This window comes from Sphingomonas sp. Xoc002, assembly GCF_050408055.1.
GTDB lineage: Bacteria > Pseudomonadota > Alphaproteobacteria > Sphingomonadales > Sphingomonadaceae > Sphingomonas > Sphingomonas yabuuchiae.
In genome coordinates, this window is the sequence record NZ_CP191175.1 from 894,294 (window position 1) to 915,914 (window position 21,621).

The 21,621-nt window shown below is 66.1% G+C and carries 16 protein-coding genes; 5 read left to right on the forward strand and 11 right to left on the reverse strand.

Annotation, left to right across the window (positions count from 1 at the left end; translation table 11 throughout):
* Nucleotides 1-224: 224 nt before the first annotated feature.
* The 3 genes from ACQR50_RS04255 to ACQR50_RS04265 form a co-directional block, all read right to left on the reverse strand.
* The gene (locus tag ACQR50_RS04255; RefSeq protein ID WP_428969919.1) at nucleotides 225-2,327 is read right to left on the reverse strand and encodes a TonB-dependent siderophore receptor; all 2,103 of its coding nucleotides are present in this window, start codon (nucleotides 2,325-2,327) and stop codon (nucleotides 225-227) included.
* Nucleotides 2,328-2,913: 586 nt separating this feature from the next.
* Nucleotides 2,914-5,238 (reverse strand): GH92 family glycosyl hydrolase, encoded by a 2,325-nt coding sequence (locus ACQR50_RS04260; RefSeq protein ID WP_428969920.1) that lies wholly within the window; start codon nucleotides 5,236-5,238, stop codon nucleotides 2,914-2,916.
* Between the two features lie 125 nt (nucleotides 5,239-5,363).
* Complete coding sequence (locus ACQR50_RS04265) at nucleotides 5,364-7,970, reverse strand: M1 family metallopeptidase (RefSeq protein WP_428969921.1); 2,607 nt, start codon at nucleotides 7,968-7,970, stop codon at nucleotides 5,364-5,366.
* A 152-nt stretch (nucleotides 7,971-8,122) separates the two neighbouring features.
* Here ACQR50_RS04265 and ACQR50_RS04270 point away from each other — a divergent pair, with 152 nt between their 5' ends.
* Both ACQR50_RS04270 and ACQR50_RS04275 read left to right on the forward strand, forming a co-directional pair.
* Nucleotides 8,123-9,217, forward strand: a complete 1,095-nt coding sequence (locus tag ACQR50_RS04270; RefSeq protein ID WP_428969922.1) for an SPL family radical SAM protein — start codon at nucleotides 8,123-8,125, stop codon at nucleotides 9,215-9,217.
* Nucleotides 9,214-9,723 carry a metallophosphoesterase family protein gene (locus tag ACQR50_RS04275; RefSeq protein WP_428970639.1) on the forward strand — a complete coding sequence of 170 codons (510 nt, stop codon included), beginning with the start codon at nucleotides 9,214-9,216 and terminating at the stop codon, nucleotides 9,721-9,723. Before ACQR50_RS04270 ends, ACQR50_RS04275 begins: the two co-directional genes overlap by 4 nt.
* A gap of 39 nt (nucleotides 9,724-9,762) precedes the next feature.
* Here the strand turns inward: ACQR50_RS04275 and ACQR50_RS04280 are convergent, their stop codons facing one another.
* From ACQR50_RS04280 to ACQR50_RS04290, 3 genes are all read right to left on the reverse strand, one after another.
* Nucleotides 9,763-10,743 carry an aldo/keto reductase gene (locus tag ACQR50_RS04280; protein ID WP_428969923.1) on the reverse strand — a complete coding sequence of 327 codons (981 nt, stop codon included), beginning with the start codon at nucleotides 10,741-10,743 and terminating at the stop codon, nucleotides 9,763-9,765.
* A gap of 70 nt (nucleotides 10,744-10,813) precedes the next feature.
* Nucleotides 10,814-11,113, reverse strand: coding sequence for a putative quinol monooxygenase (locus ACQR50_RS04285; RefSeq protein ID WP_428969924.1), 300 nt, complete (start codon nucleotides 11,111-11,113; stop codon nucleotides 10,814-10,816).
* Entirely contained in the window at nucleotides 11,106-12,137 is a 1,032-nt protein-coding gene (locus tag ACQR50_RS04290) for a zinc-binding alcohol dehydrogenase family protein (protein ID WP_428969925.1), read from the reverse strand. Before ACQR50_RS04290 ends, ACQR50_RS04285 begins: the two co-directional genes overlap by 8 nt.
* 100 nt (nucleotides 12,138-12,237) lie before the next feature.
* On the opposite strand from ACQR50_RS04290, the gene ACQR50_RS04295 reads away from it, so the two are divergent.
* Nucleotides 12,238-12,585, forward strand: a complete 348-nt coding sequence (locus tag ACQR50_RS04295) for a winged helix-turn-helix transcriptional regulator (RefSeq protein ID WP_058732892.1) — start codon at nucleotides 12,238-12,240, stop codon at nucleotides 12,583-12,585.
* Between the two features lie 23 nt (nucleotides 12,586-12,608).
* On the opposite strand, the gene ACQR50_RS04300 is transcribed toward ACQR50_RS04295, so the two are convergent.
* Genes ACQR50_RS04300 through ACQR50_RS04315 form a run of 4 tightly spaced genes read right to left on the reverse strand, consistent with a single transcriptional unit; the run spans nucleotide 12,609 to nucleotide 18,617 of the window.
* Nucleotides 12,609-12,866, reverse strand: a complete 258-nt coding sequence (locus ACQR50_RS04300; RefSeq protein ID WP_294242170.1) for a hypothetical protein — start codon at nucleotides 12,864-12,866, stop codon at nucleotides 12,609-12,611.
* A gap of 6 nt (nucleotides 12,867-12,872) precedes the next feature.
* Nucleotides 12,873-16,148: an error-prone DNA polymerase gene (locus tag ACQR50_RS04305; RefSeq protein ID WP_428969926.1), complete on the reverse strand. Its 3,276-nt coding sequence runs from the start codon at nucleotides 16,146-16,148 to the stop codon at nucleotides 12,873-12,875.
* Complete coding sequence (locus ACQR50_RS04310) at nucleotides 16,148-17,935, reverse strand: Y-family DNA polymerase (RefSeq protein WP_428969927.1); 1,788 nt, start codon at nucleotides 17,933-17,935, stop codon at nucleotides 16,148-16,150. Before ACQR50_RS04310 ends, ACQR50_RS04305 begins: the two co-directional genes overlap by 1 nt.
* Nucleotides 17,853-18,617, reverse strand: a complete 765-nt coding sequence (locus tag ACQR50_RS04315; RefSeq protein WP_428969928.1) for an ImuA family protein — start codon at nucleotides 18,615-18,617, stop codon at nucleotides 17,853-17,855. Before ACQR50_RS04315 ends, ACQR50_RS04310 begins: the two co-directional genes overlap by 83 nt.
* 476 nt (nucleotides 18,618-19,093) lie before the next feature.
* Between ACQR50_RS04315 and ACQR50_RS04320 the strand changes: the two genes are divergently transcribed.
* Both ACQR50_RS04320 and ACQR50_RS04325 read left to right on the forward strand, forming a co-directional pair.
* Nucleotides 19,094-19,720 carry an SOS response-associated peptidase gene (locus tag ACQR50_RS04320; RefSeq protein ID WP_428969929.1) on the forward strand — a complete coding sequence of 209 codons (627 nt, stop codon included), beginning with the start codon at nucleotides 19,094-19,096 and terminating at the stop codon, nucleotides 19,718-19,720.
* Between the two features lie 2 nt (nucleotides 19,721-19,722).
* The gene (locus tag ACQR50_RS04325; protein WP_428969930.1) at nucleotides 19,723-20,703 is read left to right on the forward strand and encodes an MBL fold metallo-hydrolase; all 981 of its coding nucleotides are present in this window, start codon (nucleotides 19,723-19,725) and stop codon (nucleotides 20,701-20,703) included.
* Here the strand turns inward: ACQR50_RS04325 and ACQR50_RS04330 are convergent.
* Nucleotides 20,700-21,530: an aldo/keto reductase gene (locus ACQR50_RS04330; protein ID WP_428969931.1), complete on the reverse strand. Its 831-nt coding sequence runs from the start codon at nucleotides 21,528-21,530 to the stop codon at nucleotides 20,700-20,702. The two genes, ACQR50_RS04325 and ACQR50_RS04330, sit on opposite strands and share 4 nt — an antisense overlap.
* Nucleotides 21,531-21,621 lie beyond the last annotated feature (91 nt).

Below are 21,621 nucleotides of genomic sequence, written 5' to 3' on the forward strand. Positions count from 1 at the left end.
TAGTTTCGGGAAAATGTATTCGGGAAAGTGGACGCCGAAGGCGTGCGTCAGCGCGATCGGCGGGGCGGCACTCCCGTCATGGGTTCGTTTTCGGGAAGGGCACCCCTTGCCTTCTAGGCTCATTCTAGCGGCGCGTTTTCAGAAACGCCCCCCCCGCTTCTCCCATGAAGGGGAGGGTACTCTTCAGCAGCGTCTCCGAGCCTACGCGTGCGCCCCAATCGCCCCTACAGCCGATAACCCAGAGACAGCATCACGTTGCGCGGTGCCGAGACGAAACAGTCGCCGCGCGCCAGGCAGGAGGCATAGGCACGGCTGTCGAGGAGGTTGGTCGCGTTGACGCGCAGGCGCCAGCGGTCGCGCTCCAACTCCACCAAGGCGTCGACCATCGTGCGCGCAGGGGTGGCGATCGTCCAGGCGGCGTTATTCGACACCTGCTGGCCCAGATAGCGCACACCCGCGCCCAGCCGCAGCGTCGCCCAGTCTCCCTCGAACGTCTTGGTCCCCCAGGCCGAGGCGGTGTGGCGCGACAGATAGCCGCTGGCAGCCGCATCGCCGGTGACGTCGTTATACCCATAGGCGAGCGACAGGTCATAGTGGCCGGGCAGCGTGCGCGTCGCCTCCAGCTCGAAGCCTTGGGTGGTCAGCTCACCCGCCTGGATCTGGCCGAGCGGGTTGCTGGGATCGGCGATGGGACGGTTGCGCTCCTCGACGTGGAAGGCGGTCAGCGTGACCAAGGTCGCGCGGTCGGGCTGCCACTTCATGCCGCCTTCAAACTGCCGGCCGGTCTGCGGGCGGAAGGGGGTGCCGTCGGCGGTGCGACCGGCGACGGGCTGGAAGCTCTCGGTATAGCTGACAAAGGGCGACAGGCCGGCGCCGACCTCTCCGATGATGCCGGCGCGGAAGGTGGTGGCGGTGTCAGTGGTGCGGCTGGTGGTGCCTGTCGTGGTGTTCAGGCTGGCCCCGCGCACCCGGTCCCGCCGCGCGCCCAGCACCATCGAGACGCGGTCCCACAGCCGGATCTGGTCCTGGACATAGAGGCCGAGCTGCTTCTGCGTGTCGCGGGTGAAGGGAGCAACGAGCGGCGGTTCGACGATCGACGCATAGTCGATTTCGTACAGGTCGATCACCTGATAGCCGTAATTGTCGCTCTTGCGGACCTGGTTCCAGCTATAGTCGACGCCGGCGAGCAGCGTGTGCTCGACAGCCGGGCCGGTGTGGAAGCGCCACTGGACGTTGTTGTCGGTCGAAAACACGTTGAGCCGCGCGACCGACGATCCCGCATACAGGCCGATCCGCCGCCCGTTGCTCCCGGCAACATAGGGGTTGGTCGGGTTGCTGTAGCTGTTGGGGTAATGGGTGAAATAATCGACGTCGCTGTCGATGTAGCGCGCCTTCAGGCTGAGCTTCAGGTCGTCGGTGAAACGGTGGGTGACGATCCCCGACCCCTGGAGCAGCCGCCCATCATAGCGGTCGTAGCCTGGCTTGCCGACGAACAGGTAGCGCGGCAGGCGCGGGTTGCCGGGATTGTCCCGCTGCGTGCCGACGATCGGCAGGAAGTTCGCGGTCGAGCCGGTATGATCGTCCTGATAGAGGCCGAGCAGCGTCACATCGGTGGCAGAGCCCGGCCGCCACGTGACGGACGGCGCGATCATCACCCGGTCGTCGGGGACGTGATCGACATAGGTATCGGCATCGCGCACCCGCGCGACGATCCGCGCCGCCAGCGTATCGCCCGCCACGCCGTTGACGTCGGCCAGCACTTCCTTGCGGTCGTAGCTGCCATAGACAAGGTTTAGGTCGGCGCTGTTGGTGAACAGCGGCGTCTTCGACACGAGGTTGACGATCCCGCCGATCGAGCCCTGCCCGAACAGGACGGAGGCGGGGCCGCGCACGACCTCCACCCGCGAGAAATTATACGGGTCGGACGCGATGCTGGCATAATAGCTGAAGATGTCGCGCATCCCGTCGCGGAACTGCAGCGCATTGACCCCGCGGATGGTGAAGCTGTCGACGCGGGTGTCGCGGCCATAGGCGTCCGAGTTGACGCCAGCGGCATAGCGGACGGTGTCGGCGATATTGATCGCGCCCTGCGCCAGATAGACGTCGTCCGGGATGACGGTGAGCGGCTGCGGCACCTCGATCAGCGGGGTTTCGGTCTTGGTGCCGGCGAAGGCCTGGTCGCGGCGCCCTTCCAACACGATCTCGCGCTCCCGATCCGCGGCGATCTCTTCGGCGGTGCGGCGGTCGGTATCCTCCGGCACGGCCGCGCGGGCGGGCAGGGCGGCGATCGCGGCGAGCGCAACCCCGGCGAGGATGATGGCCTTCATGATGTCGGTCCCCTTATGTCTTCAGGGGGCGCTTAGTGCGATTGAGAGTGATTCGCAAATTAATCATGACATAACGTACATGAACATACCTGTCGCGCGGAGCGCAGCGCTGGCCGGACGTCCGCTTTCTAGGACCATCACTCGCGCGAGCAACCTCGGCTTGCGTCAAACGAACAATTCCCCCGGGTAGGCCGAGGCGGCGCGCGCGTTGACACTCTCGTCCGAGGGACCCCGCTACTCTTCGACTATAATCGCGGGCGTAACTATGACGCTCGCCGCTGCCATTCGAAAAGAACGCGGACGACCCGATAGCGGCATTGGCGAAAGTCGAAGGTGTCATAACTGCACGGTCGTGATACTGACCAGCGCCGGCCACCGCGCCCAACCGGCAGCAATCGTATTTCCGTTTGATGGGGTGCTGTGGTTTCGGGAAGCCATGAGCTTTCCCCAAATTCGATCGTTTTTGGGAAAGCCGAACGTAAGCGGGGAGGGTCGAGGGTCAGCGGCTGCTCTGTCGCCAACGTGAACGAATGGCAGAAGTTGGGGAGCCGAAACGAGGCCGCGAATGACCGCAACTGGGTCCTTGTCACCGCGTCGTGCTGGAAGAATATGGTCGATCCTTGGGTTGCGTCGCCCAGGCGGTGTTCGGCGTCGCCTGCATCGTGAAACGCAATTCACCCCCGGCCATGATCTCGTCGTGCCGCAGATAGGCGCGCGTTACGGGTATCCCGTTCAGCATCACCTTCCCGACATAAGGATGCCGGTCGTCCAGCCGATCGGCGATAACGGTCAACTGCCGCCCGTTGGGCAGGGAAAGCACGGCTCGATTCAGGAAAGGACGACCGATCACATATTCTAGGCTGCCGGGCGTTACCGGGTAAAAGCCCAGCGCTGTGAAGACGAGCCAGGCGGACATCTGCCCGAGATCGTCGTTGCCGGACAGCCCGTCGGGCGTCGGGCGATACTGGCTCTCGACGATTTGCTTCAGCCGGGCCTGTGTCCGCCACGGTGCCCCGGCATAGCTGTACAGATAGGCGACATGGTGGCTGGGTTCGTTGCCGTGAATATACTGACCGATCAGTCCGGCAATATCCTCAGCATGGCTATAGTCGAGTTTCGAATTGTCGAACTCGAACATGGCATTCAGTTTGGCGACGGTGACCGCATCGCCGCCTAGCGCGCGGACGAGCGCTGCCTGATCCTGCGGCACGAACCAGCTATATTGCCAGGCGTTACCCTCGGTATAATCCGATCCGTAGTTGATCGCTGTTGGATCGAACGGCGTGCGGAACGACCCGTCGCTCTTGCGCGCACGGATGAAGCCGGTCTGGGCATCAAAACCATTGCGCCAGTTGCCTGCACGTTTTTCGAATGTGGCGGCAATGTCTGTACGGCCCATGGCGCGCGCCATCCGTGCGATCGTCCAGTCGTCATAGGCATATTCGACGGTCTTGGAGGCCGCCTCCGGTTCATGATCGATCGGTACATAACCGCGCGTCATATACTCGCCCAAGCCGCCATAGGGCGCATAAGTCGCGCTCGCGACCATGGCGGCAAGCGCCGCGTCCGCATCGAACCCTCTAATCCCCTTTAGATAGGCGTCGGCGATAACGGGTGCGGCGTGATAGCCGATCATCGTCCACGTCTCGCGCCCTTGGAACTGCCAGACGGGCAGGATGCCATCAGGACTGTCTTCGCGGCTGGCCACGAGTGACCGGACGATCTCGCTCGACACGCTTGCCGGCTGGATGAGCGTCAGCAGCGGATGCTCGGCGCGGAACGTATCCCAAAGCGAGAAGGTCGAACGGAATGTATAGCCTTCCGCACGATGCACCTGATTGTCGGGCCCGCGATAACGACCGTCTGCATCGCTGGCCACGGCGGGTGCCAGCAAGCTGTGATATAGCGCAGTCGCCACGGACTTCGCCATCGGGGCAGGCGCATCGATCTTCACCGTTTCGAGGGCCGCGCGCCACGCCCGGGTGGTCTTTGCCCGGATGGCATCGAAATCCCCGGCTTCGCTCGCCAGGTTTGCAATCGCGCCCGCCTCATCGACCGATGAGATCGCGCTGGTCACTTCAAGCGGTTGGTCAAGGGGGCCGAAATCGAAGCGGGCCACCAATGCGCGTCCGGCGCGGTCCGCAACGGCGTCACTGCCGTGCCCCGGTCCCTGGAAGCCCTTATAAGGGACGTCCGTCTCGGTCGAGACGAACGCGTGCCCTTTGAGCGGCACGGAGAAACGGATCGCAAAGCACAGGTTGCGGTCGGGCGCCCAGCCGCGCGTTTGTCGGCAGCCGGTAACAATGCCGTCGGGACGCAGCCTGATCGAGGACCACAGGACTTTTCCGGGATAGTTGTAGAGCGAGCTGCGCAGATCGAGCACCAGATGCATGGGCGGCGCCCCGGACACGGCACGATATCGGGCGACGCCGATCCGTGTCCCCGCGGTCAGCTCCGCCTGAACGCCTCGATCCTCCAGCTTGACGGCGTAATAGCCCGGCTGCGCGGCCTCTGTCGCGTGATCATAGCGCGAGCGATAACCCGACCCCGGCTTGCTTGCGTTGCCGGGTTCCAGTGGCACGCTATCCCCGCTGACTGGCATCATGAGGAAATCGCCGAGATCCGAATGCCCGGCACCGGAGAAGTGCGTCAGCGAAAAACCTTGGATGGTCGGATCTTCATAACGATAGCCCGCCGCATGGCTGTAGCATTCCCGAATGACGCAAGTTGTGTCGGTGTCGGGCGAAAATTGCACCATGCCAAAGGGCGCGACCGCCCCAGGAAAGGTGTGACCTTCTCCTCCCGTGCCGATCATCGGGTCGACCCGATCGTAGGTCGACTGCGCGGACAGCGGCATCGCGGCAAGACCGGCGAGCAGGACCAGCACGGCCCCCTGACGAAAATGCTTCATTGCCGCATTAAAGCACCCCGGAGCATCTGGCGAAAGTCGCTCGTCGCTGTACGTCCATCATTTCAAAGGTTTGGCTCGGTTGCCGCATGCAAAACGGGCTGGCTGTCCGGTTGCCGGGTCTTTCATCAGACCTTCGTTGACGTTGGAAATGTCGCGGCCCTGATACGCACGGTTAAAGCCAGTTCGTCGCGTGCGGTCAAAACCTTACGACGGACATCGAGGGGAAGGGCGGGGTGCGCCTCTAAGAACCGATCGACGACATCGAGCGCCGCCGCATCGCGCTGGCCGCCGATAAAGGCGTCGATCCAGGCGGGCAGGAAGAAGATGCGCCGGTTCTGGCGAATCCATTTAAGTCGGTCAAGCGCCGGACGAAGGAAGGGCAAAGTGAATTCGGTCTGCTCGATCGTGTTGAAGGCGCCGAGGCTTTCGCTCGCCCAGGCTTCGTTGAGCGCGGCATCATCGAAATAGCGGGTGAAGTAGGCCGCCTTGACCGCGCGGTCAGGTGTCGCCGCACGGGCGACGAACGCGTCCTTCACCGCTTCGCTCGTTTGGTCGAGCCGTTGCTCGGCCGCGTAGAGCGCGGCGGCATCGGGCGCCGCGACCGCAATCAGACGACGGACGATCGCCCAGCGTGTCGGCTGGCGGATTGCGGTGCCGACCAAAGTCGCGCGGCCCGCCAGGAGGTCGCGCAAGCGGGCAAGTGCGAGCGGCGTCCGCGCGGTCGTGATCAGGCGATCGAGCGCGTCCTTGCGCAGGCCGTATCCCAGGTTCGCATTGTCGATGCGGGCGAGCAGCGCCTGTTCCCAGCGGGGCCGCAGCGGCGCGGACGCATCGTCCGGCAGGTAGGCGTCGAGTGCGGCGGCGCCGCGCGACAGGATGGTGCGCGAAATCTGTTCGTCGGTTTCGCCGGGCAGGTGGTCGAGCAGCATCGTGATGTAGCGCGCCGGTGAGAAGCGGACGTCGCGGACGGTGTCCCACACCGCGCTCCACAGCATCGCGCGGAGCAGCGGGTCCTCGACCGCGCCGACGTTCGCCACGATCCAGGCGAGGGTGCGGTCGTCGGGCAGGAACAGGCCGTATCCCTGGTCGTCGTCGTTCGGCCAGACATAGTCGGGCACCGGCAGCCCCGCCGCCCCGGCGACGATCGCGGTCGTGCCGGAGAAGGCGGCGTCGAGCACCACGTCGGTGCGGTCGCGATAGCCCAGCCGTACCCGGACCTTCATCGGCCATGTGCCGCCGCGGTCGCCGGGCAGCGACCGCGCCGGCCGCTGGACGAGTGTCAGCGACTCGATCCGGCCGCCCGCGATGCGGAGCTGCGTGTCGACGCGGGGGAGGCCGGCGCGTAGCATGTACTGGCTGCCGAATGCGGTCAGGTCGACGTCCGACGCTGCGCCGACCGCGCCGAGCAGGTCCTGCCAGGTCGCGTTGCCATAGGCATGATCGGTCAGGAAGCGGTGGAGGCCACGTCGGAACCCCGCCTCGCCGACCAGGAAGGCGAGCTGTTTGATGACCGCCGGCGCCTTGTTGTAGACGATCGGGCCGTAATTGCTCTTGGCGGCATCGAGATTGTCGAGCGGCTGCCACAGCGCCTGCGTGCCGCTGGTCGCATCGGCGCGGTAGGCGGGCGTCTTGGTCGACAGGAGGAAGGTGGTCCAGGCGTTGCTGCCGGGCTGTAGCTCCGCCTGGATGCGCGCGGCCATATAGGTCGAGAAGCCTTCCTTCAGCCAAAGATCGTCGAACCAGCGCATGGTGACGTCGTCGCCGAACCATTGATGGCTGATCTCGTGATAGATGGTGGCATCGCGACCGACGCGCTGCGGCAGCGTTGGCGGCTCGCGGAAGATGAAGCGGTCCTCGTTGTAGAAGACGGCGCCGACATGCTCCATGCCGCCAAAGGGAAAGGCGGGCGCAAGCACCAGGTCGAGCTTAGCGAAGGGGAAGGGGATGCCGAACCAGTCGCTGAGCCAGCGTACCGCAGCCCGGTTGGTCGCGATCTGCGCCTCGGCATCCACCTCGGCCCGGCGCGAGGCACGCGCGTAAAGGCTGATCGGGCGCTCCCCCGCGGGCGCCGACGTCCAGCGCGTCCAGGGACCGGCGGCGAAGGCGGCGAGATAGGTGGAGATCTGCTCGGTTTCGGCAAAGCGCCAGCGCGTGCCGCCGGTCTCAGGCTGGTGCCCGTCCAGCGGACCGTTGGCGATCACTGTCCAGCCGCTCGGCGCGGTGATCGTCCAGCGGAAATACGCCTTCAGGTCCGGCTGGTCGAAACAGGGGAACAGCAGATTGGCGTCGGAGGGGACGAGCAACGTATAGAGATAGGTCTGGCCATCCTTGTCGTCATGATAGCGGATGATGGCCGCTCCCGACGCCGCGATCGGCGTGGCAAACCTTGCCGAGACGATGTTGGGGCCGGTCTTCAGGAGTGATGCGGGGAGGGCGAGATGCCCGTCGACTCGTCCCTCGGCCGATAGCGGACGGCCGTTGACCATCAGATCGGCGAGCGTGGGGCCGCGAAAGTCGAGGACCAGATCGCCGCTGTCGCCCGCGCGATCGAAGCGGATGACGACCGCGCCCGCGGCGGTGTCCGTCGCGGTCAGGTCGAACGACAGGTCGTAGCGGACGCCGGATATCTGCGCCGCGCGCGCCCTTGCGAGGTCGAGCGAAATGCCGCGTCCGACGGTGCCCTCCGCCGACAGCCCGGCGGCGCGCGTCCGTGCTGCGGTCCAGAGCCCCATCGATGCGAGTATCGCGGAGCGGAGCAGCGTACGGCGTGTGTCGAGGAAGTGCAGGCCGGCCCCCTGTCGTGGTGGAGCGCCGATCCTAAGACGATGTGGCGGTGCCTGTCGATCGGTCGGACCGTCCCCGCATGTCGTTCGTTGGCCCGACCATGGCGACGATATCGACAGCACCGACGACGGCCAGACCGGCCGCAGGATGGGGCCCGCGCCGGTTGCTGGTGACACGCTCGGCGCTGGGCTTCGCGCACGGCCGAGCCATCGTCGCGCGCGCCGAGGCGCATGGTGTCGAGGTCGTGACACTTCCTGGCGATCGCCTCGCGCTGGGCCTACCCCACGATCCGCGGCGTGCCTATGCGGAGGCGAAAACGACGCTAGCGGTGGTGGTCGCGCCACCGTCGAAACGGCGGTTGCAGCCGATCGCGCCCAGCGCCGACTGGCGGGTCGACCTTGCCGAAGGGTGTCTTGCGCATTGCAGCTATTGCTATCTCGCAGGGTCGTTGAAGGGGCCGCCGATCACCCGCGTCTACGCCAATCTCGACGAGATACTGGACGGGCTGCCAGCGTATCTGGGACAGGGCAGCATCACCTCGCGCAGCGAGGCGCGCGCGCACGAAGGCACGACGTTCGAGGCGTCCTGCTACACCGATCCGCTGGGTCTGGAGGCGATCACCGGATCGCTGTCGGCGGCGATCGCCTGGTTCGGCCCCTGGGAGGCGGCGGCGCAGTTGCGCTTCACCACGAAGTTCGCTGACGTCGGGCCGCTGCTCGGCCTCGACCATCAGAAACGCACGCGGATGCGCGCCTCGATCAATCCGACGATGTTTGCCCGGTTCGAGGGCGGTACGGCGCCGGTCGCAGCCAGGCTCGCGGCCCTGGCCGACATGGCGCGCGCGGGCTATCCGATCGGCCTGACGATCGCGCCGATCATCGCGGCCGACGGCTGGCGCGAGGCGTACGACGCTTTGCTCGCCGATGCGGCAGGGGCGCTGACAGGTATCGCCGATCTCGACCTGACGGTCGAACTCATCACGCATCGCTTCACGCCCGGATCGAAGGCCGTGCTGGAGAGCTGGTATTCCGGCTCCGCGCTCGACATGGGCTTAGACAATCGGACGACGAAGCGGACCAAGTTCGGGACCGAAAAGCAGGTATACGACGCGCCGACGATGCGCTCGCTGCGGACGTTCTTCGAGGCGAGGATCGCGGCGCTGCTGCCGATGGCGCGCATCCTGTATTGGACATGACCATCTTCTTCACCGCCGACACGCATTTCGGCAATCATCGCACGATCAATATCCACAAGCGGCCCTTCGCTAGCGTGGCCGAGATGGATGCAGAGCTGATCGAACGGTGGAACGCCGTCGTGGGGGCGGAGGATGTCGTCTGGCACCTGGGCGACGTCGCCCGGCGGCCCGGTGACGTTGCGGCACTGCTCGCGACGCTCAACGGAACCAAGCACCTGCTGCGCGGCAACAACGATCCCGACGCCACCGGCGCCGCATCGGGCTGGGCGAGCGTCGGCGACTATGCCGAGATCGAGGTCGACAGCCGTCCGCTCATATTGGGGCACTATGCCTTCCGCAGCTGGAACCGCCAGCACAAGGGCGCGCTCAACCTGCATGGGCACAGCCACGGACGGCTGACACCCATGCCGCGCCAGTTCGACGTCGGTGTCGACGTCCGCGATTTCCGGCCGGTGACGCTGGCACAGTTGCTCGCGAAGCGAACCACGGCGCCGGCAGGGGGATAAGCCCCGCAGCCGGCTTGGTCGATCCGCCCGTGGGGGCAGTTACGAGAAGCCGACCACCGCATGTGGCACGTACGGCGCCTCCAGCCGGGTGATCTCGTCGTCCGACAGGGTCAGGTCGAGCGCCGCGATGGCGTCGTCGAGGTGCCCCGGCTTGGACGCGCCGACGATCGGTGCGGACACCTCGGGCTTGGCCAGCACCCAGGCGAGCGCGACCTGCGCACGGGGCACGCCGCGCTCGTTCGCGATGGCGGACACCGCCTCGACCACCTTGCGATCCGCCTCCGCAGTGTCGGCGTAGAGCGTCCGGCCGAATTCGTCGGTATCAGATCTAGCGGTGGCTTCGTCCCAGTCGCGCGTCAGCCGTCCGCGCGCCAGCGGGCTCCATGGGATCACGCCGATCCCCTCCGCCGCGCACAGCGGCAGCATCTCGCGCTCCTCCTCGCGGTAGAGCAGATTGACGTAATTTTGCATCGTGGAGAACCGCGTCCAGCCGTTCGCTTCGGCGACGTGGAGCATCGTCGCAAACTGCCAGGCGAACATCGACGAGGCGCCGATGTACCGCGCCTTGCCCGCCTTCACGACGTCGTGCAGCGCCTCCAGCGTCTCCTCGATCGGCACTTCATGGTCGAAGCGGTGGATCTGGTAGAGGTCGACATAGTCGGTGCCGAGCCGGGTGAGGCTGGCATCGATTTCGGTTATGATCGCCTTGCGGCTAAGCCCTGCGCCGTTCGGCCCGGGGCGCATCCGGCCATGGACCTTGGTGGCGATCACCACTTCGTCGCGGCGGGTGAAGTCCTTCAGCGCGCGGCCGACGATTTCCTCCGATGTGCCGTCCGAATAGACGTTCGCGGTGTCGAAGAAGTTGATCCCGGCCTCCACCGCCTGGCGCAGCAGCGGTCGGCTCGCCTCTTCGTCGAGCGTCCAGGCATGGTTGCCGCGATCCGGGATGCCATAGGTCATGCAGCCGAGGCAGAGACGCGAGACGTCGAGGCCGGTGCTGCCGAGTTTGATATAGTCCATGGATGGTCTCGCTTGTGCGGTTTGCTGCTGCAACGAACGGGAGGCTCCTGCGTCGCAAGCGATGGAAAGATCAGCCGATCCGCCGAAGTCGCTCGATCGTAGGCGGCTCAGCAAGCAACGCGTCGAAGCGGGCGGCAAGCCGGGTGAGGGCAGGAGCGCGGCCATGGGCGTCGAGGGCGGCCTGGTCGGCCCAGCTCTCCACCATCATGATCACGCCGGGCGCGTCGCGGCTCTCGTGCGCATCGTAGAGCAGGCAGCCCGGTTCCGCACGTACCTCGGCCAAGATCTCCTGAAATGCGTTGGCCAGTTCCTCAGCCTTGCCGGGACGGGGGATCAAGCGGGCGATGACGTGGACGACAGGATCAGTCATGCCGCGTCTCCCAATCTTGCAGCACAATCTTGCCGCGCGTGGTGGTACTCTCGATGCGGCGGTGCGCCTCGATAAGGTTGGCGGCATTTATTGGCGAGAGCGTGTCAGTCGCCGTGGTGCGAACGCGCCCCACGTCCACCAGTTCGGCCACCGCGTCCAACAGTCGCCCCTGCTCGCCGACGTCCGGTGTATCGAATAGCGACCGGGTGAACATCAATTCCCAATGGACCGACACCGCCTTGCGCTTGAAGTCGACGATGTCGAGGCTGGCGGGATCGTCGATCAGCGCGAAGCGCCCCTGCGGCGCGATCAACTTGGCAATGTCGGTCAGATGGCGATCGGTGTGGGTGGTCGAGAAGACGAAGGCAGGCGCGCCTAACCCCAAGGCAGCGATCTGCGGTGCCATCGGTTGGGAATGATCGATGACATGATGCGCCCCGAGCCCGCGCACCCAGTCTTGCGTCTCGGCGCGCGAGGCAGTGGCGATCACGGTCAGGTCGGTGCGGGCCCGCGCGATCTGGATCGCCGCGGAACCGACACCACCCGCGCCGCCGATGATCAGGATGGCATGGGCGCCGCCAGCCGGTTGGTCGTCGACCTTTAGTCGGTCGAACAGGGTCTCCCAGGCCGTGATCGCCGTCAGCGGCAACGCCGCCGCCTCCGCGAAGCCGATGCTGCGGGGGCGATGGCCCACGATCCGCTCGTCGACCAGCTGATATTCCGCATTGCTGCCGTCGCGCATCAGGTCGCCCGCATAGAAGACCTCGTCACCCACCTTGAAGCGGGTGGCCTCAGGGCCGACCGCCTCGACCACACCCGCCGCATCCCAGCCGAGAATGCGCTCGTCACGCCCGTCGAATGGGGCGGCGCCAGTGCGAACCTTCGCGTCGACGGGGTTCACCGAGATGGCCCGAACCGCGACCAGAATGTCGCGCCCGGTCGGAACGGGTCGTGGCAGTTCGACCTCGACAAGGGCTTCGTCCCGGTCAATCGGGCCGGGCTGGCGATAGGCTATGGCGCGCATGTGTCTTGCTCCTTTTGCTGACGCACGCGAGGTAGGGACGGTGTCAGCTTATGTCGTAGGCACAAAAAACGCTCATAGTGTCGAAAAGGATACCGGCCCGATGGCGAAGGCCCGTCACTCCCGCCTCGATTGTACCCCGGGCTGCGCCGTCGAGGCGGCGGTGAGCCTGATCGACGGCAAATGGAAGGCGGTGATCCTCTATCATTTGCAGGACGGACGCACGCGCTTCAACGAGTTGCGCCGCCGCGCTGGTGATGTGACGCCGCGCATGCTGACCAACCAGTTGCGCGAGCTGGAGGCTGATGGCCTGATCGAGCGCGAGGTCTTTGCCCAGGTGCCGCCGCGGGTAGAATACAGTCTGTCCGATCGCGGCCGATCCCTGTCGCCGATCATCGCGGCCTTGAAGGACTGGGGTGATGCGAACATGGATCTTTTCGCCTTGCGGTGAAGTCCCGCCTGGCGACAGCAAGGCTATCTTGGATCGGCCTCCAGTTGCCGGATGATACCATTCAGCGCTGCGGTGCATCCCTGCGCGCGGCCGATGTCGTGATCGGTGCCGGCGGAATTCCAGAACATGTCGAGCGGCCAGCGTTCCGGGCAATGCGCAATCAGGCAGCGTAGCGCGAGGCGCACCTCGATGGTGTCAACCTTGCCTTTGCCCGACCGGGCGGCGGCCGCGCGCAGGATGTGCAGCGACAAGTCTATGATGATCCGCTGATGGCGCGACATGGCCGATCAATGAAAGTCGCGCGACTTGATCCGCACCACCTGTTCGGGGTCTTGGCCATTGGCGTGCGGTGGCCAGTAGCTGTCGCGCGGGCCCGGTCGCCAGCCGGCATCGCCCCGGTCGGGCGACCCGGCATGGCGCGCACCGTCTCCCCGGCCGGTCGCATGGGGGAAGTCCATCTGTCCGACTTGGGCGAGCAGCCCGCCATAGTCGATGATCCGGTCGCAGATGACATGGATGACAAGCCCCTCGCGCTGGACCCGGCCCTTCATCCCAATCATTGCCGCCGACATGACGGTGCGGCGCTGCGCCTCGAACCGATCGGGCCAGAGGATGCCGTTGGCGATGCCGGTCTCGTCCTCGATCGTGATGAACAGCACGCCCTTGGCGCTGCCGGGCTTCTGGCGGACAAGGATGATGCCGGCGACCTCGACATGGCGGCCGTCCTTGATGTGGGCGAGGTCGGCGCAGCGGACGATGCCGCGCCGAGTGAGATCCTGCCGCAGGAAGGCAAGGGGGTGGGCGCGCAGCGATAATTGCAGCGCGCGGTAATCCTCCACCACCTCGCGGCCCTCGGTCAGTGGGCGTAAGGGTACGTCCGGCTCTAGCCCCTCCGGGCAGAACGAGGCTTCGCGCGCATCGGCGGCGGCGAACAGGGGGAGGGGGGCCTCGCCCAAGCCCTTCACCTTCCATAACCCCTGACGGCGATCCTCGCCCAGCGCATGGAAGGCATCCGCTTCGGCCAGTCGCTCGATCGCTGCACGGGGCACGCCCGCACGCCGCCACACCTCTTCGACCGACTGGAAAGGTGCGTCCCCCCGCGCCGCGACGATCGCCGCACCATGCGCATTGGCAAGGCCGCGCACCTGGCGCAGTCCGAGCCGCACGGCGAGATAGTGGCCGGGTGTTTGTTCTAGCGTACAGTCCCAGCGGCTGGCGTTGATGCAGGCCGGCCTTACCTCGACGCCGTGCTCGCGCGCGTCGCGGACGACCTGGGCGGGCGCGTAGAAGCCCATCGGCTGGGCGTTGAGCAGCGCCGCGCAAAACACGTCGGGATGATGATGCTTCATCCAGCAACTGGCATAGGCGATCTTGGCGAAAGAGGCGGCGTGGCTCTCGGGGAAACCGTAGGAGCCGAAACCCTCGATCTGCTTGAAGGTCCGTTCGGCGAAGTCGCGGGGGTAGCCGCGCGACACCATGCCCTCGACCAGCTTGTCGTAGAAGTGGCTGACCCCGCCGGTGAACTTGAACGTCGCCATGGCGCGGCGGAGCTGGTCGGCCTCGACCGCGGTGAAGCCTGCACCGACGATCGCGACCTTCATCGCCTGTTCCTGGAACAGCGGCACGCCGAGAGTCTTCTCCAGCACCGCGCGCAATTCGGGGCGTGGGTAGTCGGGCTTCTCACGCCCCTCGCGGCGACGCAGATAGGGGTGGACCATGTCGCCCTGGATCGGCCCCGGTCGCACGATCGCGACCTCGATGACGAGGTCGTAGAAGCGCGCCGGCTTCATGCGCGGCAGCATGCTCATCTGCGCTCTGGACTCGATCTGGAAGGTGCCGAGCGTGTCGGCCTTCTGGATCATCGCATAGACGTGCGGGTCATCGTCCTGCAGGTCGGCCATGCCGACCGCCACGCCCTTGGCTTCCTCCAGCAGGTTGAAGGCCCGGTTCATGCAGCCGAGCATGCCCAAGCCCAGCACATCGACTTTCATGAACTTCAGCGCATCGATATCGTCCTTGTCCCATTCGATCACCTGCCGGTCGACCATCGCGGCGGGCTCGATGGGTACGAGATCGTCAAGCCGGTCATGGGTCAGGACGAAGCCGCCGGGATGTTGTGACAGGTGGCGCGGTACGCCGATCAACTGGCGCGACAGTTCCATTGCAAGGCGCAGCCGCCGGTCGTTCATGTTGAGGCCGAGCTGGGTGACTTGTTTCTCGCCGACGCCCTCCTGACTCCACCCCCAGATGAGGCCGGCGAGCGCCTTGGTCAGGTCCTCGGGCAGGCCGAGCGCCTTGCCGACCTCGCGCACCGCACCGCGGGCGCGGTAGCGGGTAACGACGGCAGTCAGCGCAGCATGATTGCGGCCATAGGTGTCATAGATCCACTGGATGATCTCCTCGCGCCGCTCATGCTCGAAATCGACGTCGATGTCGGGCGGTTCGCGGCGTTCGCCGGAGACGAAGCGCTCGAAGAGCAGCTCATGCTTGATCGGGTCGATGCTGGTGATGCCGAGCACGAAGCAGACGCAGCTGTTGGCGGCGGAGCCGCGCCCCTGACACAGGATGCCCCGTCTGCGGCTTTCCGCGACGATGCTGTTCACGGTGAGGAAGTAGGGCGCGTAACCCAGTTCGCCGATCAGAGCCAGTTCATGGCCGATCTGCTTGCGATAGGCGTCCGGTACACCGTCCGGGAACATCCGTTCGACCGCTTGCTCGGTCAGCCGTTCGAGTGCGCCTTGCGCGGTCAGCCCTTCGACCACCCGTTCATGCGGATATTGATAGCTGAGTTCGCCAAGGTCGAAGGTGCAGGTGCGCGCGATCGCAGCGGTGGCGTCTATCGCATCGGGAAAGGCGGCGAAGCGCCGCTCCATCTCGGCCGGGGATTTGAGGTGCCTATCGGCATGCCGCTCGCGCCGGTAGCCGAGCGTGTCGACCGTGCACTTCTCGCGGATCGCGGTGACGACGTCCTGCAACAACCGAGCCTGCGGGGCATGGTAGAGGATGTCGCCGAGTGCGACGGCGCGGACCCCTGCCTCGCCGGCCAGCGCGGCGAGGTCGTGCAATCGCAGCGCATCGTCGGGTCGGCGGCGGAAGGTTAGACCGCAATAGCCGCGCCCGCCGAATGTCTTGTGCAGATCGACAAGATGGCGGTCCGTCATCTTGTCGGCCTCGTGCGGGAGCAGGATCGCAATCAACCCCTCATTCCAGGCAACCACATCCGCCCAACCGAGCGTGCAGCCGCCCTTGCCCGCGCGCGACTTGCCCAGCGTCAGTAGCCGGGTGAGCCGCGACCAGGCGTTCTTGTCGGTTGGATAGAGCAGCAGCGCCCGCCCATCGTCGAGATCGACGCGCGTGCCTGCGATCATCCGCACGGCAGTGGCCTTCTGCGCCTCCCACCCGCGCACCAGTCCGGCGACACTGCCCCGGTCGACGATTCCGAGCGCGGTGTGGCCTTGCAGCGCGGCTGCGGCGAAGAGTTCGTCGGGGCTGGAGGCGCCGCGCAGGAACGAGAAATGGCTCGTCACCTGAAGCTCGACATAGGTCGTGGTGGGGGCCGCCATCAGCCGAATAGCCCGTGGAGGTACCAGCTGAGATCACCGGTTGCGGCATCGACCCCGTCGCCGCGGCGGAACAGCCAGAAGCGTGCGCCGGTGTCGTCCTCGACCCGAAAATAGTCGCGCACCGCCCAGACCTCGCCGTCGCGCCGCCACCATTCGCCATGGATGCGCTCCGGACCATCTCCGGCCACCACCGCATGGACCTGCCCGCGCCAGGTGAAGCGGCGCGGCGGTGCGTCGGGGAGGAGGGCGAGCACGCCGGTCAGCGGCTCGGGCCGGCTGAGCAGCCGTACCGGCCGGCGCCAGGCCGGCCAGCCAGTCGGCGCGGCGAGCGGCGGCGCGCGGCGTACCGCGCGTTCGGGCACGTCGCTCTCGACTGGCGCGGCGGTGAACAGCGCCGCCTCGCCCACCCGGCCGGCGATCTGGTCGACAAGCGTCGCGACGTCGGGCACCGCTGCCTCGCCGGTCAGGTCGCCCGCTACCGCGGTAGCACCCAGCGGATCGGTCCGCGTCGCGGCGAGGCGCATCGTCTCGATCCCGTCACCCGGATCGATCCGCTCGATGCGCAGGTGGAAGAGGCGGGCGAGATGCACGACATCGCGGGTCGCGCGCGCGGTGCCGATCGCGAGCCGCTGCTCGCTGCCGTCGATCCGGTCGAGCAGCAGCACCAATGTGCGCACACCGCGCCCGCGCGCCTGCAACAGCATCATCATGTCGGCGAGCAGGTCGGCGATCACTTGCTCAATCGCCTCGGCGGTGCCGATCGGCTCGAGCAGCCGGCGCTTTGCGACCGGCGTCTCCTCGGGCACGACCGGCACGATCGGTTCGGGGACACGCCCCAGTGCCTCGTCGAGGCGGCGGACACTCGCCATGCCTAGCCGCCGGGCGAGCGGCCCGCGTGGCAGCGGCAGGAGATCGGCGATCCGGTCGAGCCCAAACCGGTTCGCCGCCGCTGTTGCTTCCGGGGTCAGGCGGAGTGCGGCAGGAGGTAAGGGAGCCAGCGCTTGGGCTTCTTGTCCGCCGGGAACCAACAGGATCGCGTCGCGACCGAAGCGAGCGAGGGCATGCGCTGCGCCCGGCGTGGAGGCGACCGTCACACGCGCGGTCAGGCCGAAACGTCGGCAGAACCGGACCAATCGCTGGCAGAAGCGCGCTTCGCCGCCGTGCAGATGTGCGACGCCGTTCAGGTCCAGCCACAGTCCGTCAGATCCGCTGACCGCGGCGGTCGGTGTCCAGTGGCGCACGGCATGCAGCGCCAGATCCGCCAGCAACGCCGCATCTGCCGCCCGGTCGGCGGGGCGGATGTCGAGATCAGGAATCAGCGCCCGCGCCTGCGTCACCGCCATGCCCGGGGTCAGTCCGAGCGTCATCGCCGCCGGGCAAGCGGCGGCGATGACCTGTCGCTGGCCAATCTGCTCGGCCAATACCAACGGCACGAGATGTGACGCGGGTACTGGCGCTAATGCTGCCCGAGGCTGGCCCGGTGCGCTGGAGTGTTTGAACGGATGGTCCGCTGCCTCGGACCGGCGACCCAGTTCGCGCATCGGTGGGCGCTGGTGCAGCGGCAGTGCCGCTACCTGCTCCTCCACCGTTGTACGCGCCGCGCCTTGCTGCGCCCAGCGCGCACCGGGACGCCAGCCGCCGCCCCGTGGCACCGAGCAGGCACCAGGGTCATCGTCGACCGGAAGCATAGGCGCAGGCCTCGGTTCAGGCAGCGCGCGCGGCCGCTCCAGCCGCCGCAGTCGCTCGATCGCGAGATGCGGCAGGTAGAGCGAGGCGACCCGTGTCATCGCATGCCTCCAAGTCCATCGTGAAGCCCGGGCCACCCCGTTGGCGCGCCAGCTCGACCATCCACCGAGCGCGGCCGACCCCGGGGGCGGGGAGCGGCGTGGACGGTGCACAGGCGATCCGCCACCGCGTCATTGCCGCCGACAGCTCGGTCAGTGGGCAGGTGCCCTGTCGGCGCCAGCGGCGTGAAAGCAGGGCAGGGGTATTTCCCGTCATCGCCGCCAGCTGCAGTCGCCGGGTCGCAACCATGTCGGCGCGCTTTACCTCACCGACGACCGCTGCAAGCCCGCCATGACGCAAGCCATCCTCCATGACGGCCAGAACGTCCTTGTCCTCACGTACCTCAGCGAAGAACAGCGTGGCAGGGCTGAGTCCGGCCTGTTCGAGACCCGGCGCATAGAGGTCGAACCGGGTGAGCGCCCAGAGCACCCGGCGGCCGCTTTGCGCCGCCGCGCGCGCGGCAATCCCCACCGCGAACAGCGTGGCAGCCGCATCGTCGGTAAGGGTCGGTGTCGCCGAAGACGTCTCGTGCAGACCCCCGAGCGCCAGGCCGCCGCCCGTCAATCGCTTGTCTATCGCCTCGATGCCGAAAGGCAGGACTGCACCCTCACCGCCGCCTACAGCGCCTATGGCGCCCCGCAGGCGGGCCAATGTTTCGAGGGGTGGGGCGGTAGAAGACATCATTGCTGCGACTCATATGTTCGCTATATGTTCCGTTGATTCCGCAGGCGGGTCAAGGCGTTGCGCAAGCGGATCGATAATCGCAACGGGACAAGATCGTGGCAGACGAGAGCCGTAAAAGGGGCAGCCAAGAAGGCGGGGCAGGGGCCGATCACGATCATATCGGGCGGCGCCTGCGCACGTTGGAAGAGTGTGCATTGCACAAGCGCACGCTGCGTCTCAACTGTCCATAATGCGGTCACGTCCGCGTCTTCGATGCCGTTGCACTCTGGTGGCTGTTTTACCGGCGAGGATGGGACGGCACACTCGGATTGGTAGGGCGGCGGCTATGTTGTTCGGCATGCCAGGCGCAGGGACACACCCAGCGTCCCCATGTGGTGATCGGCCGGGACCAGCCCACTGGTGCCGCTCTGCCCTATCCGGACGCCGCGACGTGGAAGAACCTTGTTTCGCGCTATCGGTCGTGATGGAACAGGCGAATGTGTAATCTTTACAACATCAAGGTCGATCCGCGGACCTATTTCGACGCGCTTGCTGCAGTCGACGATGCGAGCAACACGCTGGAGGTCGAGAAGGATTACGCGGCGCCCGGCAAACCCGGCTATGTCGTTCGTGTCGAGGAGGGCCGACGGGTGCTCAGCACAATGCGCTGGGGCTTCCCAACCCGCAAACCGCGCAAGCGCCCGGCGCGCGAGGGGGAACTGCCCTTTCTCTACGACTGGTGGACGAACGCCCGGAATATGCAGAGCAATATGTGGAAGCCGTGGCTGCTGAAGGCGGAGCATCGCTGCTTGGTGCCCTTCACCCGCTTCTCCGAACCCAAGGCAGCATCCGATCGGAAGGCGCCAGGCGACACCAACTGGTGGTTCACCATCGAGGATCAGGCGGTGCCCTGCTTCGCCGGGCTATGGAAGGTCGATCAGGATCATGACCGGGTCTATGCCTTCTGCACGACCGAGCCCAATCCGCTGGTTGCGCCCAAGCATCCCAAGGCGATGCCGGTCATCCTCCTGGCCGAAGATCAGGAACGGTGGCTGACCGCACCGGTGGAGGAGGCGCTCAGCTTACTGACCGCCTATCCCTCGCAGCTAATGAGCGTCGCCTGACCGTGGCCCGCAACCGCTATTATAACGGGCCGCCGAGCGATCACTTCGACGGTACCCGTTTTTTCAATCCGGGCCAGCCCAGCACCGATCGAGGCTTGCGCGCCATCCTGCGCTGGAAGCTGGCGGGGGCTGCTGCCAAATGGCCGAAGTCGGTGCCGGTCACGCCCGCCAGGCCCGAGGCGCGCGTCGATGGCCTGTGCGTGATGATGGTCGGTCATGCTTCGCTGCTGATCCAGGCGGCGGGGGTGAACATCCTCACCGATCCGGTCTGGTCGGAGCGCGCCAGTCCGTTCCGCCGCGTCGGGCCGAAGCGGGTGACCGCGCCGGGGATCGCGTTCGACGACTTGCCCCCGATTGATGTCGTGCTGCTGAGCCATGCGCATTACGACCATCTCGATGTCGACACGCTGCGGCGCCTTCAGGCCGCGCACGACCCGCTGATGGCGATGCCGCTCGGCAATGATGCGATCGTCCGGGCGGCGGTCCCGGCAGCGCGGTGCATGAGCGGCGACTGGTGGGAGCGGCTCGACCTCGGCGGCGGCATCGTGACGACGCTGACCCCGGCCAATCATTGGTCAAACCGCTGGCCGAGCGACACGCGCATGACGCTGTGGAGCGGGCATTACCTGGACACGCCGGCGGGCTCGATCTGGTTTGTCGGCGACACGGGCTATGGCGACGGACGCATCTTCGGCGAGGTTCGCGAACGCCTAGGATCACCTGACGTCGCCCTCATCCCGATCGGTGCCTACGCGCCGAGGTGGTTCATGGCCGCACAGCATGTCGACCCGGCCGACGCCGTAAGGATTTTCAACGATGTAGGGGCAGGGCGAGCGCTGGGTATTCACTGGGGCACGTTTCAGCTGACCGATGAGGCACGCGAAGAGCCCGTTGAGGAATTGGCCACGGCATTGCGTGCTGCGAGTATCGCACCAGAACGCTTCGTCGCGGCCGAAGCGGGCGGTGTTTACCGCTTGGCCTAGAGCATCTCCAACGGCACGCGGCTCTTGGGGCGGGGGAACAGCTTGTCCAAACGATCAAGGACGCTTCCATCGAGGGTCAGGTCAGCCGCAGCCCGATTGTCGCGCACATGCGCAATTCGGCCAGCCTTCGGAATGGCGATGACGTTGTCGCGCGCCAACAGCCAAGCCAACGCTAGCTGGGCGGGTGTCGCACCGATTTCGTCTGCAAGGGAGCATAACCCGGCATGGCCGACGAGGCGGCCCTGCTCGACGGGGCTGTACGCCATCGTCGGGATTACATGTTCGGCAAGCCAGGGCAGCAAGTCGTGCTCGGGACCGCGCCGGGTCAGATTGTAGAGGATCTGGTCGGTTGCGCATGCCTCGCCACCGCTGGCGACCAGCTCTTCCATATCATCGGCATCAAGATTGCTGACGCCCCAACGGAGAATCTTGCCCGCCTCGACCAGTCGCTCCATCGCATCTACGGTCTCGCCCAAGGGCACATTGCCTCGCCAATGCAGTAGGTAGAGGTCGAGCCGGTCGGTGCCGAGCCGCGCGAGACTGGCCTCGCAAGCGCGGGGCAAGCGATCGTGCGACGCATTTTGTGGGTAAGCCTTGCTGACAAGGAAGACCTGATCCCGCTTGCCTTGAATCGCCTCTCCGACGAGCCGCTCGGACTCGCCATCGGCGTACATTTCTGCCGTATCGATCAACGTCAGACCGAGATCGATACCTCCGCGCAGGGCAGCAATTTCTTCTGATCGGACTCGCCGATCCTCAGCCATCATCCAGGTGCCTTGGCCAAGCGCGGGGACAGTGGTGCCGTCAGGCAAGCGGATCGTCTTCATGGCACCCTAAACGTGCCAATGGAATTTCGGAGCCATCACCAAACAGTTGCGCATCAGTCTCGTTTGTCGGACCAGCATATGTTCCCAATTC

Excerpts from the sequence above, each read along its gene's own strand:
- ACQR50_RS04255 (WP_428969919.1), bottom strand. The coding sequence starts at position 2,327 with ATGAAGGCCATCATCCTCGCCGGGGTTGCGCTCGCCGCGATCGCCGCC.
- ACQR50_RS04260 (WP_428969920.1), bottom strand. The coding sequence starts at position 5,238 with ATGAAGCATTTTCGTCAGGGGGCCGTGCTGGTCCTGCTCGCCGGTCTT.
- ACQR50_RS04265 (WP_428969921.1), bottom strand. The coding sequence starts at position 7,970 with ATGGGGCTCTGGACCGCAGCACGGACGCGCGCCGCCGGGCTGTCGGCG.
- ACQR50_RS04270 (WP_428969922.1), top strand. The coding sequence starts at position 8,123 with ATGGCGACGATATCGACAGCACCGACGACGGCCAGACCGGCCGCAGGA.
- ACQR50_RS04275 (WP_428970639.1), top strand. The coding sequence starts at position 9,214 with ATGACCATCTTCTTCACCGCCGACACGCATTTCGGCAATCATCGCACG.
- ACQR50_RS04280 (WP_428969923.1), bottom strand. The coding sequence starts at position 10,743 with ATGGACTATATCAAACTCGGCAGCACCGGCCTCGACGTCTCGCGTCTC.
- ACQR50_RS04285 (WP_428969924.1), bottom strand. The coding sequence starts at position 11,113 with ATGACTGATCCTGTCGTCCACGTCATCGCCCGCTTGATCCCCCGTCCC.
- ACQR50_RS04290 (WP_428969925.1), bottom strand. The coding sequence starts at position 12,137 with ATGCGCGCCATAGCCTATCGCCAGCCCGGCCCGATTGACCGGGACGAA.
- ACQR50_RS04295 (WP_058732892.1), top strand. The coding sequence starts at position 12,238 with ATGGCGAAGGCCCGTCACTCCCGCCTCGATTGTACCCCGGGCTGCGCC.
- ACQR50_RS04300 (WP_294242170.1), bottom strand. The coding sequence starts at position 12,866 with ATGTCGCGCCATCAGCGGATCATCATAGACTTGTCGCTGCACATCCTG.
- ACQR50_RS04305 (WP_428969926.1), bottom strand. The coding sequence starts at position 16,148 with ATGGCGGCCCCCACCACGACCTATGTCGAGCTTCAGGTGACGAGCCAT.
- ACQR50_RS04310 (WP_428969927.1), bottom strand. The coding sequence starts at position 17,935 with ATGACACGGGTCGCCTCGCTCTACCTGCCGCATCTCGCGATCGAGCGA.
- ACQR50_RS04315 (WP_428969928.1), bottom strand. The coding sequence starts at position 18,617 with ATGATGTCTTCTACCGCCCCACCCCTCGAAACATTGGCCCGCCTGCGG.
- ACQR50_RS04320 (WP_428969929.1), top strand. The coding sequence starts at position 19,094 with ATGTGTAATCTTTACAACATCAAGGTCGATCCGCGGACCTATTTCGAC.
- ACQR50_RS04330 (WP_428969931.1), bottom strand. The coding sequence starts at position 21,530 with ATGAAGACGATCCGCTTGCCTGACGGCACCACTGTCCCCGCGCTTGGC.